The sequence below is a fragment of the Parafilimonas sp. genome (assembly GCF_051953455.1).
In the GTDB taxonomy this organism is placed as follows: domain Bacteria; phylum Bacteroidota; class Bacteroidia; order Chitinophagales; family Chitinophagaceae; genus Parafilimonas.
Genome location: NZ_JBQCIT010000007.1, coordinates 98,118 through 116,659, shown reverse-complemented (window position 1 = coordinate 116,659; position 18,542 = coordinate 98,118). Strand labels below are relative to the sequence as shown.

General features: G+C 38.4%; 19 protein-coding genes. 14 read left to right on the top strand and 5 right to left on the bottom strand.

Annotated elements, in window-relative coordinates; all coding sequences use genetic code 11:
- Position 1: 1 nt before the first annotated feature.
- Complete coding sequence (locus ACTHN6_RS02090) at positions 2–709, top strand: response regulator transcription factor (protein ID WP_440434054.1); 708 nt, start codon at positions 2–4, stop codon at positions 707–709.
- A gap of 40 nt (positions 710–749) precedes the next feature.
- Entirely contained in the window at positions 750–2,222 is a 1,473-nt protein-coding gene (locus ACTHN6_RS02085; protein ID WP_440434053.1) for an ATP-binding protein, read from the top strand.
- A 3-nt stretch (positions 2,223–2,225) separates the two neighbouring features.
- Here ACTHN6_RS02085 and ACTHN6_RS02080 read toward each other — a convergent pair whose 3' ends face one another.
- The 3 genes from ACTHN6_RS02080 to ACTHN6_RS02070 form a co-directional block, all read right to left on the bottom strand.
- The gene (locus ACTHN6_RS02080) at positions 2,226–2,966 is read right to left on the bottom strand and encodes a GNAT family N-acetyltransferase (protein ID WP_440434052.1); all 741 of its coding nucleotides are present in this window, start codon (positions 2,964–2,966) and stop codon (positions 2,226–2,228) included.
- 33 nt (positions 2,967–2,999) lie between these two features.
- Entirely contained in the window at positions 3,000–3,236 is a 237-nt protein-coding gene (locus ACTHN6_RS02075) for a hypothetical protein (RefSeq protein ID WP_440434051.1), read from the bottom strand.
- Between the two features lie 144 nt (positions 3,237–3,380).
- Positions 3,381–3,626, bottom strand: coding sequence for a VOC family protein (locus tag ACTHN6_RS02070; protein ID WP_440434050.1), 246 nt, complete (start codon positions 3,624–3,626; stop codon positions 3,381–3,383).
- Positions 3,627–3,852: 226 nt separating this feature from the next.
- Between ACTHN6_RS02070 and ACTHN6_RS02065 the strand changes: the two genes are divergently transcribed.
- The 3 genes from ACTHN6_RS02065 (at position 3,853) to ACTHN6_RS02055 (ending at position 7,090) form a co-directional block, all read left to right on the top strand.
- Positions 3,853–4,062, top strand: coding sequence for a dodecin family protein (locus ACTHN6_RS02065; protein ID WP_440434049.1), 210 nt, complete (start codon positions 3,853–3,855; stop codon positions 4,060–4,062).
- 146 nt (positions 4,063–4,208) lie between these two features.
- A complete protein-coding gene (locus ACTHN6_RS02060) occupies positions 4,209–5,399 on the top strand; it encodes a DUF1624 domain-containing protein (RefSeq protein ID WP_440434048.1) in 1,191 nt (396 codons plus the stop codon).
- A gap of 92 nt (positions 5,400–5,491) precedes the next feature.
- Positions 5,492–7,090: a L,D-transpeptidase family protein gene (locus ACTHN6_RS02055; RefSeq protein WP_440434047.1), complete on the top strand. Its 1,599-nt coding sequence runs from the start codon at positions 5,492–5,494 to the stop codon at positions 7,088–7,090.
- A gap of 268 nt (positions 7,091–7,358) precedes the next feature.
- Here the strand turns inward: ACTHN6_RS02055 and ACTHN6_RS02050 are convergent, their stop codons facing one another.
- Positions 7,359–8,153, bottom strand: coding sequence for an SDR family NAD(P)-dependent oxidoreductase (locus ACTHN6_RS02050; protein ID WP_440434046.1), 795 nt, complete (start codon positions 8,151–8,153; stop codon positions 7,359–7,361).
- Between the two features lie 203 nt (positions 8,154–8,356).
- On the opposite strand from ACTHN6_RS02050, the gene ACTHN6_RS02045 reads away from it, so the two are divergent.
- From ACTHN6_RS02045 to ACTHN6_RS02030, 4 genes are all read left to right on the top strand, one after another.
- Positions 8,357–9,268 carry an OmpA/MotB family protein gene (locus ACTHN6_RS02045; RefSeq protein WP_440434045.1) on the top strand — a complete coding sequence of 304 codons (912 nt, stop codon included), beginning with the start codon at positions 8,357–8,359 and terminating at the stop codon, positions 9,266–9,268.
- Between the two features lie 184 nt (positions 9,269–9,452).
- Positions 9,453–10,340, top strand: a complete 888-nt coding sequence (locus ACTHN6_RS02040) for a Ppx/GppA phosphatase family protein (protein WP_440434044.1) — start codon at positions 9,453–9,455, stop codon at positions 10,338–10,340.
- An 84-nt stretch (positions 10,341–10,424) separates the two neighbouring features.
- Positions 10,425–11,240, top strand: a complete 816-nt coding sequence (panB, locus tag ACTHN6_RS02035) for a 3-methyl-2-oxobutanoate hydroxymethyltransferase (RefSeq protein ID WP_440434043.1) — start codon at positions 10,425–10,427, stop codon at positions 11,238–11,240.
- Between the two features lie 42 nt (positions 11,241–11,282).
- Entirely contained in the window at positions 11,283–11,747 is a 465-nt protein-coding gene (locus ACTHN6_RS02030) for a DinB family protein (protein ID WP_440434042.1), read from the top strand.
- Positions 11,748–12,061: 314 nt separating this feature from the next.
- Here ACTHN6_RS02030 and ACTHN6_RS02025 read toward each other — a convergent pair whose 3' ends face one another.
- A complete protein-coding gene (locus tag ACTHN6_RS02025; protein ID WP_440434055.1) occupies positions 12,062–12,232 on the bottom strand; it encodes a GIY-YIG nuclease family protein in 171 nt (56 codons plus the stop codon).
- A 418-nt stretch (positions 12,233–12,650) separates the two neighbouring features.
- Between ACTHN6_RS02025 and ACTHN6_RS02020 the strand changes: the two genes are divergently transcribed.
- The 5 genes from ACTHN6_RS02020 to ACTHN6_RS02000 all read left to right on the top strand — a co-directional run bounded on the left by ACTHN6_RS02020 (position 12,651) and on the right by ACTHN6_RS02000 (position 18,491).
- Entirely contained in the window at positions 12,651–13,619 is a 969-nt protein-coding gene (locus tag ACTHN6_RS02020; protein WP_440434041.1) for a PhoH family protein, read from the top strand.
- A gap of 44 nt (positions 13,620–13,663) precedes the next feature.
- Positions 13,664–14,947, top strand: coding sequence for an NAD(P)/FAD-dependent oxidoreductase (locus tag ACTHN6_RS02015; protein ID WP_440434040.1), 1,284 nt, complete (start codon positions 13,664–13,666; stop codon positions 14,945–14,947).
- A 71-nt stretch (positions 14,948–15,018) separates the two neighbouring features.
- Complete coding sequence (locus ACTHN6_RS02010; protein WP_440434039.1) at positions 15,019–16,038, top strand: dipeptide epimerase; 1,020 nt, start codon at positions 15,019–15,021, stop codon at positions 16,036–16,038.
- Positions 16,039–16,263: 225 nt separating this feature from the next.
- The gene (locus ACTHN6_RS02005) at positions 16,264–17,976 is read left to right on the top strand and encodes a sensor histidine kinase (RefSeq protein WP_440434038.1); all 1,713 of its coding nucleotides are present in this window, start codon (positions 16,264–16,266) and stop codon (positions 17,974–17,976) included.
- Between the two features lie 56 nt (positions 17,977–18,032).
- Complete coding sequence (locus tag ACTHN6_RS02000) at positions 18,033–18,491, top strand: DUF5362 family protein (RefSeq protein WP_440434037.1); 459 nt, start codon at positions 18,033–18,035, stop codon at positions 18,489–18,491.
- Positions 18,492–18,542 lie beyond the last annotated feature (51 nt).

Here is an 18,542-nt window from a genome sequence, read left to right as displayed (position 1 = left end):
TATGGATAAAAAAGTTTTGATAATAGAAGATGACGCCAACATCGTGGAGCTGCTCACCATACATCTTTACGACTTGGGCTGCAGGATTATAGCGGAAGCCAACGGTCAAAAAGGTTTAACAATTGCCAAAGAGGAACAGTTCGATTTAGTAATTCTTGATATTATGCTGCCCGGCCTTAACGGTATGGAAATTTGCAGGAAGATACGGCAAACCGACAGGCTTACACCTATTCTCATGCTTACGGCAAAGTCGGAAGAAATTGATAAGGTGATGGGCCTTGAAACAGGCGCAGACGATTATCTTACCAAACCCTTCAGCATAAGAGAATTTATTGCAAGGGTAAAAGTTATTTTCCGCAGGAAAGAAGATAACGAGGCCTTGCAGGACGCTACACCCACATCTTCCATTATTACTTATGGCGGCCTGGAAATTGATTTGGACAAACGAAAAGTTACACTCAACAATATGCGCGTGGAGCTTTCGCCAAGAGAATTTGAACTGATGGCATTGCTGGCATCTAACCCAGGCAAAAGTTATAGCCGCAAACGTTTATTGAACCTTGTTTGGGGCTACGATTTTGAAGGCTATGAACATACGGTGAATAGCCACATTAACCGTTTGCGCGGAAAGATTGAAGATGATGTTTCCAATCCAAAATATATACTAACAACCTGGGGCGTTGGTTACAGGTTTAATGAGGAATTATGAGTCATTCGCAGCTCATTTCACGCTTATAAAAATTGATACGATGCCGGTAAAAAAAATAAAAGGCAATTTATTATTCTGGAAGATAACGGCTGTGTTCACAGGGCTTCTTGTTGTATTGGGCATTGTGTTTGCGCTGATAGCCTCCCGGTTTTCTACATCGTATTTTACCACTGCACACCAGGAATTATACGGAGATATTGCGCAACATCTTGCCAGTTTTACACAGCCACTTAAAAACGGCAAACCGGATACTGCTGTTACACACGATATCATACATTCTACCATGGTGGCTAATCCAAGCGTGGAAGTATATTTATTAGATACGGCAGGCAACATTACAGATTATGTGGTGCCCGATACAACGGTGCAGGTGCATCATGTGAACATTAATACTGTGAAGCAATGGCTTACCGCCGATGCCATGCACCGCCCGATGGGCGATAATCCAAAGCAACCCGCAGAACCCAGCATTTTTTCCGCTGCACCTGTATATGAAAACGGAAAGCTTACAGGGTATGTATATGCGGTGCTGGCAAGCGAAAAACAAAAGGAAATTTTAAGTTCCATTAATAACCAGTTATACTTCAGGCTTGGCACTTACATTTTTTTTGCGGCATTGCTGGTTGCATTAATAGTGGGTGTTGTTATCTTCTTTCTGATGACAAGCAGTATTTCTAAAATTACTTCGGTAGTAAAGCGTTTTAAGGAAGGCGATTATTCTGCCCGCATTGAAGGAAATGCTTCAGGCGATTTGGGAATGTTAAGTACTACATTTAATGAAATGGCGGATGTGATCGTGGATAATTTTGATAAAATAACGGCTACTGATAAATTCAGGCAGGAGCTTATTGCCAATGTATCGCATGATCTCCGCACACCATTGTCTATCATGCAGGGATACGTGGAAACATTGATGATGAAAAAAAATGTGCTTTCAGAAAATGATAAAGAAAAATACCTGGCCGTTGTACATGACAGTGCCAAAAAATTATCGGGGCTTGTTGAACAGTTATTTCAATATGCCAAGCTGGAAGCCAATTTGGTAACACCGGAAAAAGAAGCATTTTTTATAAGCGAACTTGCTTCAGATATTTTAATGAGTTACCAGCTTAAGGCAAATGAAAGAAAAATTCATTTGAAAATGCAGGCGCATCCAAATCTCCCGCAGGTATTTGCTGATATTGCATTAACAGAAAGGGTATTTCAAAATTTACTGGATAATGCTTTTAAGTTCACGCCTGATGGCGGTGAAATTACCATCAGATTATCAGAAACAAATTCCGGAATTAAAGTTCAGGTTGCCGATACCGGCATAGGCATTGCACCTGAAGACCAGGCGTATATTTTTGAACGTTACAAACAACTGGGCAAAGAAACCACGCCCAAAAAAGGTATGGGTATTGGCCTTGCCATTGTAAAAAAAATATTAGAGCTGCATCAAACTACAATTGAAGTAATAAGCGAACCGGGAAAAGGAACAGCTTTTAAATTTGTACTGCCGGCAGTTTCATAATTCTCAGGCCTTTTTTATTATTTCGCCGGTTACTATAAAGCCACAAATTTTAAACCCTGCTTTTAATAAAGCAGATTTTGATATGGTGTTTTTAATATTACAACGTGCAGCAGGAACACGCTGCATTTTATACGCTTCCTTTTTTAATTGCTGCAACATAAAACTGCCAAACCCTTTACGGCGATAATCTTCCTTTACTTCATAATATACATCTGCGTATGGCAGGTTATAGTTAAGCATTAAACCGCCGGTGGCAACCGTTTCATCCTGCAGTTTTAAGATGTAAGCACAATCGTTGGGATTATTATTTTCTCTCTTGTCTTTTTCAAGGCTTAACTGCAGAATAAAAAAATTGGTTTGAAAATTATCTTCAAAAAGAATGGCTTCGGCATTTATGTTAGCCGTGTGTTCATACAACAAAGAGCTTAGCAGTGCATCATTAGTCTGGCATTGTATAAATGTTGCCCCACAGGCATCTTTAAATTTTCCGAAGATATTGTTTGTATATTTTCTGAAAGTATCAATAATATAAAACTCAAAAATTGTATCACGGTCTTCGCGCCTGTCTTTGCCCCACACTGCGCCATAGCCGGTTATTACATCATCAATGATGAATGAATATGTATCAGCCCATCCATACAAATGGCATTTATTATATACAAACTGAAAATGGTTTTCATGAAGAAATAAATTGCGCAAAAGTTGTATTTGCTGAACGTCGGTTTTAAGAATATTTATTTCCATGTATAAATATTTTTTGAAAGACAATGCTTATGATCAGTGGTTGCTGATATCTTCTCCAAAAACAATCTCATACCCGTTATTATCTGTAATAGAAAAATCCCGCATCCAATACTCCCTGTCACAGATGGATGTTTTTATTGTGGCTTTATTCTTTACGGTTTCCCAAAGTGCATCAACATCTTTCATAAAAATATATATGCTGCCGGTTAGCAATGGCTTTGGAAAAAAATTCTCTTCTTCACCTGGCTCAGCCGTTGGCACCATTGCCATTATCTCAACATTATCTTTATAAAGCGACGCAAAGTTTGGAAAGTTACTGCGGCTTTTAAAACCTCATACTGTTTCATAAAAAGAAATAGTTTCATGCAGGTTTTTTGTCCATAAAACCGGACTTAACTTTTTTAATGCATATAGTTATTGATTATTATCAGCAAAAGGCTGGTTATTATCAGGCTCTTTTCCAAAACGCAGCACATGCCCATCAGGGTCTTCCACATGCATTTCCATCGCCCAGGAAAAATTGGTGGGCGGCTTTTTTATTTTTACACCTTTTGCTTTCAATTCATCCTGCAGTTTAAATATATCGCCATCAAAACCTATCCAAAGCCAGGTGCCAGGGTTTCCCTGCTCCCCTCTGCATAAGTAAATGCCTGCTCGCATTCATATCTTTTATTGAAAGTATAACCTGTACCCTTCAATGCGGATGCCGGCTTTGTCCAAAATATTAGTGACTGTATTCATGCTAATATGTTTTATGATTATCAGTGTGAGCCCATATAAATTTCGGGATTGATTGGCGCATAAACAAATTACAATATCATGCAATTAAAAGATACGGTATAGTAATTGCTATTCTGAATGAATCATTCACTTAAAACATTGCTCTATGCCAATTGTAAAAGTTATTGAAGTAATTGCTTCTTCAGAAAAAAGTATTGAAGATGCGCTGCAGTCAGCAGTGCAGGAAGCTTCCAAAACAGTACACAATATTGATTCTGTATTTGTAAAAGATATTAAAGCGCATGTAAAAGATGGCAAGATCAGTACGTACGGCGTGATATGCAAAATTTCTTTCCGGCTTGATGAAGAAAGATAGTCTTAAGTGGCAGCGGGTGAATAGCAATGCCTGCGGTTAACATCAACAGGTGCACGGATATTTATATCCGTGCATTTTTATTTATAAGCAACCCTAACAATATAGCAATGAAGGAATGTTTTATCTTGCCATTCTAAACACCATTTATGCCACCTGCCTTGCAGCAAACAAAACAACGTATTCAGTCAATCGATATTTTACGCGGCATTGTAATGCTTATTATGGCGCTGGATCATACCCGAGATTTTTTTCATGCCACCGCCATGACAGATGATCCGTTAAACTTTAATACAACTACTCCCCTGCTATTTTTTACAAGATGGATAACGCATTTTTGTGCACCGGCATTCGTGTTTTTATCGGGCACCTCTGCATTTCTTGCAGGCCGGCGTAAAAGCAAAAAAGAACTAAGCACTTTTTTAATGAAGCGAGGGTTATGGCTGCTAATTGTTGAAATAGTAATTATGTCGCTGATATTTTCTTTTAACCCGCTTTACAACATTATTTTTTTGCAGGTTATTTGGGTGATAGGATGGAGCATGATATTGCTGGGTTTACTGGTAAGAACTTCCACAAAACTTATTATTATAACCGGCGCTGTTTTATTTTTCGGGCATAATATACTTGATTATGTTCAGTTGCCGCAACAGGGTGTTGGCCATGTATTATGGAGTATTTTGTTCACTGCCTTCGGCACAGTTTTTAAGTACGGCGAAACCCGTTTTGTTCTTGATCTTTACGCCATTCTTCCCTGGACAGGCGTAATGTTTTTAGGCTATGGTTTTGGCAAACTATATCAGCAGCCCGATGATGTTAAAAGAAAAAAAACAATACTCTCTATCGGTTTTGCAGTTATTATTTTCTTTATCGTTTTAAGATATATTAATCAATATGGCGATCCCAGCCACTGGTCAAAACAAAAGAATGCCCTTTATACATTTTTATCTTTTTTAAATACATCAAAATACCCGCCGTCACTTTGTTATTTATGTATGACGCTTGGGCCGGTAATTGTTTTGCTTGCCTTAACGGAGACCGTTCAAAATAAATTGGCGCGGTTTGCAGGCATGTATGGAAGGGTGCCATTCTTTTATTATGTGCTGCATTTTTTCCTGATACATGTTATATGCGTTATACTGTTTTTTGTTTCTGGCCACACGTCAAAAGATATTGTTGATATGAATTCGCCGTTCCTGTTTCGCCCGCAGCATTTTGGTTTTAGCCTGGGAATAGTGTATGTTTTATGGATAACCGTAATTCTTGCTTTATATAAACCCTGCAAGTGGTTTGATACTTACCGGAAAACCCATTCGCAATGGTGGTTAAGCTATTTGTAACCCCGCCGCAAATGTTAAGCTGCATTTTGATTTATAAATACTTTCACTTATAATCGTTTTCATTTACAAAGAATATTTTTAAATATGCATATATGCTCAAGTTCAAATTCGCATTGGGTGCATTTTGTGCAGTATTATTATTTCTTTATTCCTGCAATTCTGAAAATAAAAATAGAGTTCCTGAAGAAAAGGCTGTTCACGAAGAGGTAGCGCCTGGAAGTTTTAATCTTAATTCAGGCATAAAATTCGACAGTAACCATATACGGGAATTTCTCGATAGCATGCCGCTCTTTAAACAGTTCAGCAAAGAATTTGATACATTTTACCGGGCCAACAATTATAACTATGCCTGGTATGATAAGAATGGCCTGATTGAAACAGCGGGTGCGCTTACATCAAGCCTTAACGAAGTAAAGCAGGAAGGTGTAACGGCTTATATCCCGTATAAAGATACACTGGAGGAATTGCTGCACACAACCGATCTGCGTGCGCCTGATATTACAACCGAATTAATGCTTACAGGTGAGTATTTTTATTACGCGAAGAAAATATATGCCGGTACGCTTAATGGCAAAGCAGATTCTATTAACTGGTACCTGCCGCGAAAAAAATTATCCTATTCTACATTACTTGCGAACAATTTAAATTCGGGAAGTTTTGGCGAATCAAGAGGCGATGTAACAGGCCTGCAATATAACGGCTTGAAAAAAGCGCTGGCACATTACCGGGATATTGAATCGAAAGATGATGAAGTAATAATTCCTGCCATAAAAAAATCCATCAAACAAAAAGATTCTTCCGCAACAGTTGCTGCTGTTAGAAAAAGATTAATGCAGTTAGGTTATATAACGGCTGCAGATACAGCAGGCCAGGTGTATGATCAAAACCTCGCAGGCGTTGTGCGAAAACTTAAAGATGTATATGGCTTAAAACAGGATTCGCTGCTTTCCAATGAACTGGTTACAGAGCTGAATGTGCCTGCAAAAAAACGTATTGAACAGATAATGGTGAATATGGAACGTTTGCGCTGGTTGCCTGAAGACACAACTGTTTCAAAAGAATTTATTCTCGTAAACATTCCTGAATATACGCTGGTATATTATGAAAATGCAAAGCCGGTTTGGCGGTGCGGGGTTGTGGTGGGCACACCCATGAATAAGACGGTAATTTTTAGCGGGGATATGAGATATGTTGTATTCAGCCCTTATTGGAATGTGCCGAAAAGTATTATTAACAAAGAAGTAAAACCGGGCATGGCGCGTAATAAAAACTACCTGGCTGCACATAATATGGAATGGAATGGCGGCCAGGTACGGCAAAAACCCGGGCCAAGAAACTCGCTTGGCCTTGTAAAATTTCTTTTCCCCAATTCAAACAATATTTACCTGCACGATACACCCTCCAAGTCTTTGTTTAATGAAACTAACCGCGCATTTAGTCATGGATGTATCCGTGTGGCAAAACCACGCGATCTTGCCATAAGGGTATTGAGGCGAAACCCTGAATGGACGCAGGAAAAAATTGATGAGGCCATGCATGCAGGCAAAGAAAAATGGGTAACATTAAAACAAACAATACCGGTTTATATTGGTTATTTCACGGCTTATATAGATGGTAACGGGGAAGTAAATTTCAGAAAAGACATTTACAAAAACGATGACCGTTTATACAATATGCTTGTGCAGAATTGATATAATGCGGTTAAACAATAGCCACGAAATACACATTACTATACTGGCATTTGTGGCTTATCTATTTATATTACACATAACCTGTTTTGCTATTAAAAATTTTAGAGAGCACCTATTCAATGACGTTCTTAGTTCGTCATGTCGAGGTGACGAGACATCTCTGTACAGTTATAAATTTCAAAATAAGGCAGAGATTTCTCCTGTCGTCGAAATGACGGTTCAATCTGTTTCTATATAAGTTTAATAGCCAACACTTAAACATGATAATTTATACGGCTGCTTTTACAACACCACCATCAACCCTTAGTGCGGAGCCGTTTGTTGCAGATGAAAGTGGGCTTGCAACATAAGTTACAAGGTTGGCCACTTCTTCCGTGGTTGCAAAGCGTTGTATGATTGATGTGGGGCGCATCATTTTAAAAAAATCTTTTTCCACCTCATTCACCGGCTTGTTTTGCTCTTTGGAAAGGCTTTCAATAAACCCACCCACGCCTTCTGATTTTGTGGGGCCGGGCAATATGGCGTTCACCGTAACATTAGTGCCTTTTGTAAGTTCAGCAAGGCCGCGGCTTACGGCAAGCTGCGCCGTTTTTGTCATACCGTAATGTATCATCTCTTCAGGAATCTGTAAGGCAGATTCACTCGAGATAAAGATGACCCTTCCCCAATTTTGTTTTAGCATTTTTGGAAAATAATGACGCGATAAACGCACACCGCTCATTACATTCACTTCAAAAAAAGTAAACCATTCCTCATCTGGAATATCTACAAACGGCTTTGGGCCGAAAGTGCCTGCATTATTAATAAGTATATCCACAAACGGAACCTGTTTTATAAGATTATCAACGTCATCTTTCTTTGAAAAATCGGCTGCAACGCCGCTTACATCAGCAGCGGGTACGTCTTTTTTTAATGTTTCAATTGCTTCGTTTATTCTTTTATTACCACGGCCATTAATGATAACCCTTGCACCTTCTTTCAATAAATTTTTTGCAATAGCATATCCAATGCCTGCTGTGGAACCGGTAACTAACGCGGTCTTGTCTTTCAGTTGTAAATCCATGTCAGCGTATTTAAAAATGTGATTAATATTTAGAAAATTCAATACTACAAAAATCCATACTATTGTTTAATGCAAACCTGCCTACTAAACATTCATAAAAATTTATCATTACTATCTATAAAAAAGATAAATAATATAAAATTGAAAAACTTGGTCGAAATTTTGTAATTAGCAACATATTAATAAACACAAAATATATTATCGTGAAAATTAAATCTTCTTTAATGATTAGCGCCACCGCCATGGCAATACTTGCTACCAGTTGTGTAGGCACTAAAAAGTACCAGGCATTACAGGCAGATTACAGCAGTTTACAAGGGAGGATGAATGCAATTGGAAAAGAAAATGCAGACTGCCAGAGCAATTTAAGTTCAGCAAACGTAAAAATAGCAGGGCTGCAGGACCAGTTAAGGGCAGAACGCGCCAATGCTCAAACCCAACAGGCTAATGCACAATCACTCCAGGCTGCATTGGATAAATGTCTTACTTCTACAAGCCAGGGCAACGTAAATATTTCAAAGCTTGTTGATGAAATAAATTCTTCCAACAAGTATATACAGCAACTGGTTAATTCAAAGAATAAAAGCGATTCTTTAAATATGGTATTAACCAATAACCTTACACGGTCATTGAGCCGTGAAGAAATGAAAGATGTGGATGTGCAGGTATTGAAAGGTGTTGTATATATTTCTTTATCTGATAACATGCTGTATAAATCAGGCAGCTACGAAATATCTGATAAAGCCAACGAAACATTATCTAAGATTGCCAAAATAATTATGGATTATAAAGATTTTGAAGTGTTGATTGAAGGTAATACCGACAATGTGCCTATTTCAAAACCAAACATCCGCAACAACTGGGATTTAAGTACATTAAGGGCATCTTCTGTGGTGCAGGCTTTGCAAAATACTTTTGGTGTTGATCCGAAGCGCCTTACAGCAGGCGGCCGCGGCGAATACAATCCTGTTGCCAGCAATGATACACCTGATGGAAAAGCAAAGAACAGGCGTACGCAAATCATCATTACGCCTAAACTTGACCAGTTTATGGAATTGATTGATAAAGCGCCCGAACCAGATTCTACAGTTACATCTCCTGCAACCACCAATTAAAGCAGGCTTATTTAATTATATAAAAGGTTGTTGAAATCTTTCAACAACCTTTTTCATTTTCAACAGCTTTAAAGATTACCTGCAAATTATTTTCTTCCACACTTTACACAGATAACGCTCCGCTTATTTTCGTCTTTCTGTAAACATTGTATCTTTCGCCGCATTGAACCATAAATAAAAGATATTGAGATTAGCCGCAATAGATATTGGCAGTAATGCAGCAAGACTATTAATTTCTGAGGTAAGACCCGATGATGAAGGCAGATCCGAACTTACCAAACTCAACTTAATACGTGTGCCGTTACGCCTGGGTTTTGATGTGTTTGAAAAAAATGAAATAGGCAGTAAAAAAATTGTAATGCTTATGCAAACCATGAAGGCATTTAGTTTTTTGCTGAAAGCATATGAGGTAAAACAAGTGAAAGCCTGTGCCACCAGTGCTATGCGGGATGCTGTTAATGGCCCGGACATAATAAAACAGGTAAAACTTGAAACCGGTATTAAAATAAATATTCTTAACGGCGATGAGGAAGCAACCATGATCTACGAAAATCATATTGCAGAAAACCTCGGCCGGGAACATGCATATTTATACATTGATGTGGGCGGTGGCAGTACCGAATTAAGTTTTATTGCCGATGGTAAACTGCGTTATAAAGAATCTGTAAACATCGGCACTATCCGCATATTAAAAAACATGGTTGATGAATCGATGTGGGATGGATTTAAAGCAAAGGTTAAAACCAATATCAAAAGCAAACTCCCGGTAATTGCTATAGGTTCCGGTGGTAACATCAACAAAGTGTTTTCATTAAGCAAACGAAAAGATGGCAAGCCGCTCTCCTTTGAATTATTGAAAGATTATTATAAAGAGCTTTCCAGTTTTTCATTAAGCGAACGAATCCGCACATACAAAATGAAAGACGACCGCGCCGATGTAATTGTGCCCGCCCTGCAGATTTATGTAAACGTAATGCGCTGGGCCGGTATAGAAGAAATATATGTGCCTAAAATAGGCCTGGCAGACGGTCTTATACAAAAGCTGTACGAAGAAATACAAAATAAAAAATAATCAGCATATTTGCACCGGCATCTGGATATGTTTTATTCTAACGCAGGGTCATATTCAGCTTCTATCACCAATTAATTTATTCAGATGTCAACACACAAAGAAGTAAAAAAAATTACCACCCATACATTACAGCGCATGAAAATGCAGGGCGAAAAAATTGCCATGCTTACCGCCTACGATTTTTCGTTCGCCAAGCTAATTGACAGCGCTAATATTGATGTGATCCTTGTGGGCGACAGCGCCAGCAATGTTATGGCCGGCCATGAAACCACATTACCTATTACACTGGAGCACATGATCTATCATGCTTCATCCGTCATTAGAGGTGTAAACCGTTGTTTGGTGGTGGTTGATCTGCCTTTTGGCTCTTATCAGTCCAATTCAGATGTGGCATTGGCTTCCGCTATCCGCATGATGAAGGAAACCGGTGCGCATGCCATAAAATTAGAGGGCGGTGAAGAAGTGCTGGAAAGTGTAAAGCGCATCATATCTGCAGGCATCCCGGTAATGGGGCATCTTGGCTTAACGCCGCAAAGCATTTATAAATTCGGGACGTATAATGTGCGTGCAAAAGAAGAAGCCGAAGCTAATAAGCTGCGCAATGATGCGAAGCTGCTGGAAGAAGCAGGCTGTTTTGCAATAGTGCTTGAAAAAATCCCGGCCTTGCTTGCAAAAGAAGTTACCGAAAATTTAAGCATACCAACCATTGGCATTGGCGCAGGCAAATATTGTGATGGCCAGGTGTTGGTTATGCATGATATGCTTGGTATAAACACTGAATTTAAACCACGTTTTCTACGCCAGTATCTTAATATGGCTGATGAGATTACGGGCGCTGTGCAACAATATGTGAAAGATGTAAAGGCAAACGATTTTCCTTCAGAAACAGAATCTTATTAATACATTATTCAGCCTGATTTCTTTAAAAAATGCTAACACACTATGATAATTACAAGCTTAATTGCAGCGCATATACGCCAGGTTTATGAAGGTAATAACTGGACGGAGGTATGCATTGCTGATACCATTAATAATATTAATTTTCAGCAGGCACAGCAGCGCACTGCCGGTTCGCCCAATACCATTGCATCTTTATTACACCATTTATATTACTGGAATAAAATTATGTTGCAGAGAATGCAGGGTGAAAATCCACAGGTGCTGCAAACAAACGGTTTTGATGTTGAAGAATTAAAAAGTGAAGAAGACTGGCTTGCGCTTAAAGAAAAAGCCCATAATTCATTTATACAACTGGCAAATGCAGTTAAAGATTTTCCTGTGCATAAGCTGGATGAAACTTATGCTGAAGGCAAATCAACTTTTTATAAAAATCTGCAGGGCACCGCAGAACATGCACATTATCACTTGGGTCAAATGGTGATCATTAAAAACCTTTTGGAACAATAAAATATCAGCCATAGATGCACAGATGAAAATTTGTGCATCTGTGGCAAAATCTTAAATGATATGAGTTTGGGATAAGAAATATTTAGATATGGATTATGAAATTAAAGATGGCTGTAAAATATAAATCACTTAGAACGTCATTTCGACGATAGGAGAAATCTCCCGAAATTTAGAGAGCTTGAATAATTATTTAAGTTTACAAACAATATATTACCATTTTTCAATTTCAATCCACAGATCAACCCAATTTGGATTTATTGAATTGATCAATTTTTCTTTCTTTAGCCTGCTCCACTTTTTTATTTGCTTTTCTCTTAGGATTGCTTCTTCTCTATTGAAAAAAAGTTTGCATAATACACACAATATTCTAGGTTGTATTCAGCAGTAAAGCTGCCTTTAAAAAAATGATTTTTATGTTGGCGGATCCTTGCCTGCAGATCTGATGTTACACCAATATATAAAGTGGTCTTTAATTTATTTGTCATTATGTAAACACTTCCGCCTTTTGTCATTGTGTTGAATAAAATGGTTGTTCTAAGATATTTTATTTTGGCTCCCAACCTTAATTTCCGGAGATTTCTCAGTCGCATGAATGATCCGGTTAAAAGAAAATGATTTTGCAATGCTCCTTCGAAATGACGGTAGCTGACTAATCTTATCCGGGTTCACTTTAAGTAGTATTCACGTTTTTCAAGATTCACGGTTAAATCCTATATACAAATTCACGATTTGTTCATCTTTATTTAAGATAACCTTTTCACTTTTATTACTAATTTTATAGGCATTACTAATTAACATCGTGTGAACAACAATAATTGTGATTCGTTCCTTTCAAAAATATATTTGAGAACGGTTGGTTGCAACAATTATTAAATAACATTCAATTACAAAAACTTAACACCTTTGACAGAAACAATTATTAATCTCGACACATTAAATCCAATAGAATTTTTCGGCGTAAACAACAGGAAACTTGATATTCTGCGAAAAAAATTCCCGCTCTTAAAAATACTTTCAAGAGGTACGCAGCTAAAACTAAGCGGCGCACCGGAACAGGTAGAATCAGCCAAAGAAAAAATTGATCTTATCGTACAATACATGGAACGTAACGGCGATTTAAGTGATAATTATTTTGAACAGATTCTTGGCGGCGATGATGCAGAAACCATTGACAATTTTGTTGATAAAAACCCGAATGATATCCTTGTTTTCGGGCCTAATGGAAAAACAGTTCGCGCCAGAACAGCCAATCAAAAAAGAATGGTGCAGGCCGCCGATTCAAACGATATCGTATTTGCTATTGGCCCGGCCGGTACCGGTAAAACCTATACGGCAGTTGCTATTGCCGTAAGGGCATTAAAAAATAAACTTGTTAAAAAAATTATTCTCACAAGACCGGCAGTGGAAGCAGGCGAAAGCCTTGGCTTTTTACCCGGCGATTTAAAAGAAAAAATTGATCCCTATCTGCGGCCTTTATATGATGCGCTGGATGATATGATTCCTGCCGATAAGTTAGGCTATTACATGAGCACACGCACCATTGAAATTGCGCCGCTGGCATATATGCGTGGCCGAACACTCGATCATGCCTTTATTATCCTGGATGAAGCACAGAACTCAAACGATCTTCAGCTCAAAATGTTTTTAACCCGTATTGGCGCTAATGCAAAAGCCATTATAACGGGCGATCCCACGCAGGTCGACCTTCCTAAAAACCAGCGCAGTGGATTGGATAAAGCAATACGTATTCTTCAAAACATAAATGGCATTGCGCATATTGAGCTGGATGAAGAAGATGTGGTTCGCCACCGCCTTGTAAAAGCCATTATTAAAGCTTACGATAAAGAGTATCATAGGGAAATGCAATCGTAAAGATTTGTTTTTTTCATAATTGTCAACAATAAAAGCAGGCGATAATGTCTGCTTTTATTATGCATGCAAGGTTTGCCTGCAATATCTTCGCAGCTATGCAGCATCAGTTTGATGTAATTATTATTGGCGGCGGCGCGGCAGGTTTTTTCACAGCTATTAACCTTGCTGAAAAAAATGCTTCGCTTAAAATTGCCATACTTGAAAGAGGAAAGGAAGTACTTTCCAAAGTGCGTATTTCCGGTGGTGGCCGCTGCAATGTTACACATGCCTGTTTTGATGCAAACGAATTAACAAACTACTATCCGCGTGGCAATAAAGAATTACGCGGGCCATTCCACACGTTTGCAACAGCAGACACGGTGAAATGGTTTCAGCAGCATGGTGTATTGATAAAGAAAGAAGATGATGGGCGCATGTTTCCACAGGCCAATACATCGCAGGCTGTTATTGATTGTTTTATCCACCTGCAACAATCATTGCGCATACAATTATTTACAGGTGAAAATGTATTGTCAATTCAATATAATGATAGCTGGCAATTGCAGACACAGCAAAATATTTTCACGACAAAAAAACTTTGCATTGCAACAGGCAGCAGCCCTGCTATGTGGAAGTTGCTGCAGCAGCTCGGCCATACAATTGTACCGCCTGTTCCATCGTTGTTTACTTTTAATTGCAAAGATGAGCGCATCATTCATTTGCCCGGCGTTGCAGCCAATGCATCGGTGCATATAAAAGATACAAAATTGCGTTCATCAGGCCCTTTGCTGATTACACATTGGGGCATGAGCGGCCCGGCTATTTTAAAATTATCTGCATGGGGCGCCCGTATTTTACATGAAAAGAATTATGCATTCACATTAATTGTAAACTGGTTACCCGATGAAGAGGCGGAATCAATTTTTCAAAAATTAAAATCGCTGAAAGATCAACAGCCGCAAAAGATTATCATTGCTAAATCACCTTTTACAATTCCTAACCGTTTATGGGAAAGCCTTGTGCAGGCGGCATCCATCAATAGGCAAGCAAGATGGGCTGATGTTTCCAAAATACAGTTGCAGCAACTGGCGCAGCAACTTTGCCAATGCAGTTTTACTATTAGAGGCAAAAGCACTTTTAAAGAGGAATTTGTTACAGCAGGCGGTATTGATTTAAAGGAAATAGATTTTAAAACCATGCGCAGTAAAGTTTTACCAAACCTTTATTTTGCAGGCGAGGTGTTAAACATTGATGCAGTGACAGGTGGCTTCAATTTTCAAAATGCATGGACGGATGGTTATATTGCAGCATTGGCAATGAATGAGGATAATTTAAGCCAACCTGGTTAAGCAGGCATTTACAAATCTCCTGCGCCCAAAAAAACAACACCTATATTAAATCAATATTGAAACTTGATAAATTGAAACTTCATTATAAAAAAATAAACCTGCAGTTTGAATATCCATTCACCATTTCAGGTGGAAGAACAAAAACACATCAGCCTTCTTTAATTGTTGCCTTGCAATTAGGCAATCTTATTGGCTATGGTGAAGCACCTGCTATCACTTACTATAATATTACCGTTGAGCAAATGATAGAAGACATTGAAAAGAAAAAAACAATGATTGAAAAATTTGCTTTTACTGCACCCGACCGTTACTGGCATTACCTGCATCATCTTATCCCAAACAATCCCTTTCTTGTTTGCGCATTGGATATGGCCGCCTGGGATTTATTCGGAAAAATGCGCAACCAGCCTTTATATAAACTCTGGAATACCACTTGGGAAAATATTCCTGTCTGCGATTATACATTGGGCATTGACAGCATAGATAAGATGATTGAAAAGATGCAACGCAAACCCTGGCCGGTATATAAAATAAAAGTGGGTACAGAAAATGATATTGAAACAATAGAAGCTTTGCGCAAACATACCAATGCTGTATTTCGGGTTGACGCCAATGCAGGCTGGCAGTTAAAAGAAGCGCTTAAAAAAATCCCTGTGTTAAAAAGTTTAGGCGTTGAATTGATTGAACAACCCCTGGCAAAAGATGCCTGGGCTGATATGAAAATTTTATACGAACAATCCTCTCTCCCATTGCTGGCCGATGAAAGTTGTGTGTTTGAAAATGATGTAGAAAAATGTGTTGGCCATTTTCATGGCATTAATATAAAGCTGGTAAAATGCAGCGGCATTACACCTGCATTGCGAATGATTGAAAAAGCAAGGCAGCTTAATTTAAAAATAATGATGGGCAGCATGAATGAATGCACCGTTGGCTCTGCTGCCATTGCACAATTCCTGCCTCAATTGGATTTTGTTGACATGGACGGGCCGTTGTTATTGAAAGAAGATATTGCTGCCGGCCTAACATATAATAACGGCGTTATTACTGTAGCTGATGGGCCAGGGCTTGGCATAAGACTGAACGGGTTTTAAAAATAAGAATTTAGTATCAATATATTCAACCGCCTGTTGTAAAGAACAAGATTAGTCAAAGCCAGGGCTTAAAACATAAGCGGGCCACCCAGGTATGATAAGAATTACACAGCCTGAGATCAGGATAAATGGACGAGGTGTTTCAATTAGCTATAACTACATGATAATTCCTTTCTTTAATCCAAATATGTAAATTGCATATTCCTCTTACAGGAATATATAAATATGGCTTCAGAAAAAACGTCAGCGGACATAGATAAATTATTTACGCGCGATACAAATCCAGGCTTCGAATATCTTCCCCAATATGCTAAATATCTTTTGGAGAATCAGGCGGAAGCTTTTACAAGGGTACAGATGGACGTTGCCAGGAAAACAAAGCTGCCACTGTTAAACCACCTGGATATAAGTGAAGAAGAACTGGTCTCAATTTTATTCAGGAATACGCATGAATTATTGAATGCCTGTATTGAAAATACAGTGAGCCACTATATACAATTGTATATAAAAGAATGGCTGAGACAGGATTCATCTTTTCTTATTTCAAAACAAATTTCGATAGAAGACATTAGCCTGTTAAGCTTTATACAGCGAAATGCATTCCGGCAATTTATCGGTGGTTACACAAAAGACGCAGTGTTAATCGGGAACATTTTAACCGAAGCAGACCTGTTTATCACTGAAGTTGAAACAAAGTTCATCAAAACCTTTTTCGAATTAATAAAACCTTCACCCAACAGACCGGATAATCATACACTTCATCTACAGCTTGAAAAAGCGAACAAAATAATAAAGCTTACAGAATGGCAATACCAGTTTATGGTAAACGAGATAGAAGATTACGCCATTATTCTGCTTGACAAAGAAGGTTTTATTCAAAACTGGAATAAAGGGGCAGAAAAAATAAAAGGCTATACTGCACAGGAAATCATTGGAAAAAATTTCCGGCTGTTTTACCGGCAGGAAGACAGGGATAAAAACCTGCCTGAATTGCTGCTGAAAGAAGCTACACTAAACGGAAAGGCCCAGCATGAGGGCTGGCGGCTGCGAAAAGACGGATCGGCTTTTTGGGGGTATATAGTGATAACTGCCTTGCACGATGATGACGGTAATGTTCTTGGCTTTACAAAAGTTACGCGCAACCTTACCGAAAGGAAATTTACAGAAGATACCTTGAAAGAATATGCCGAGAAAATTGAAAAGCATAATGAGGAGCTGCAGCGCATAAACAAAGAACTTGATTCGTTTGCCTATATGGCAAGCCACGATTTACAGGAACCATTAAGGAAAATACGTACGTTCAGCAATATTATTTTAAGCAGGGAAAAAGAAAACTTTTCCCCCGAAGCGACTAATTATTTTGACAGGATAATTTTATCGGTAAACAGGATGCAAACACTCATTGACTCGCTGCTGAATTATTCAAGGGCCGGCACTGCGCAAATAGTGCTTGAACCAACAGACTTAAACCTACTTATACAGGATGTAAAAAAAGACCTTTCAGAAACTATCGGCGAAAAACAAGCGGTTATTATATACAACCAATTACCCACGCTTAAAGTGCACCGCCTGCAGTTTCATCAGCTATTTTCCAATCTTATTGAAAATGCTGTAAAATATAGTCGCACCAACGTAAATCCCGAGATAAAAATTGAAACAACAAATTTTATTAATGAAGACAAAAAGGAATTTATACGCATTACCGTTCGGGACAATGGAATTGGTTTTGAACAGCATTATGCCGCCGATATTTTTAAATTATTTCATCGCCTGCATGGCAAAAGCGAATATTCAGGCACGGGTATCGGGCTTGCTATATGTAAAAAAATAGTGGAGAACCATAATGGCACTATAACTGCAGCGGGGCAGCCCGGCAAAGGCTCAGCCTTTATTATAGAAATGCCTTTAAACAATAGTAATACAGAAGCAGAAGCATAATGTTATGAATGTTTATGTACTTTTAATTTCTGAACGTTTAGTTAAAGCAAACTTTTATGGACGAAAATATTATACACAATAATTTTTTATTGCAGGTTGATAATGGCAATACACCTTATTTGATGGAAGCGGCAAAATGGGCAAAGTTTCTTTCAATTATAGGGTTCATTATTTGCGGATTGCTTGTACTTACAGGCGTGTTTTCGGGTTCTTTTTTTGCATCGCTTGCCAGGGCCGACAGCGAATTAAATGCGATGGGAAGTGTGGGCACAGCTTTTTTTACAGTGTGGTTTGTGCTGTGTGCGCTGCTTTATTTTTTTCCAAGTTATTATCTTTTCAATTTTGCTTCTAAAATGCAAATAGCAGTAAAAAATAACGACCAGATAAGCCTTAATGATTCGTTTAAAAGCCTAAAATCCTGCTTAAAATTCTGGGGAATTCTTTTAATTATAATATTATGCTTTTATGCGCTTGCAATGGTATTTGCAATGCTTGGTTCCGCATTAATAGGATAATAGGAATTGAATCTTTTTCCAAATTTTTTGGTGGCTTACTTACTGAATGAT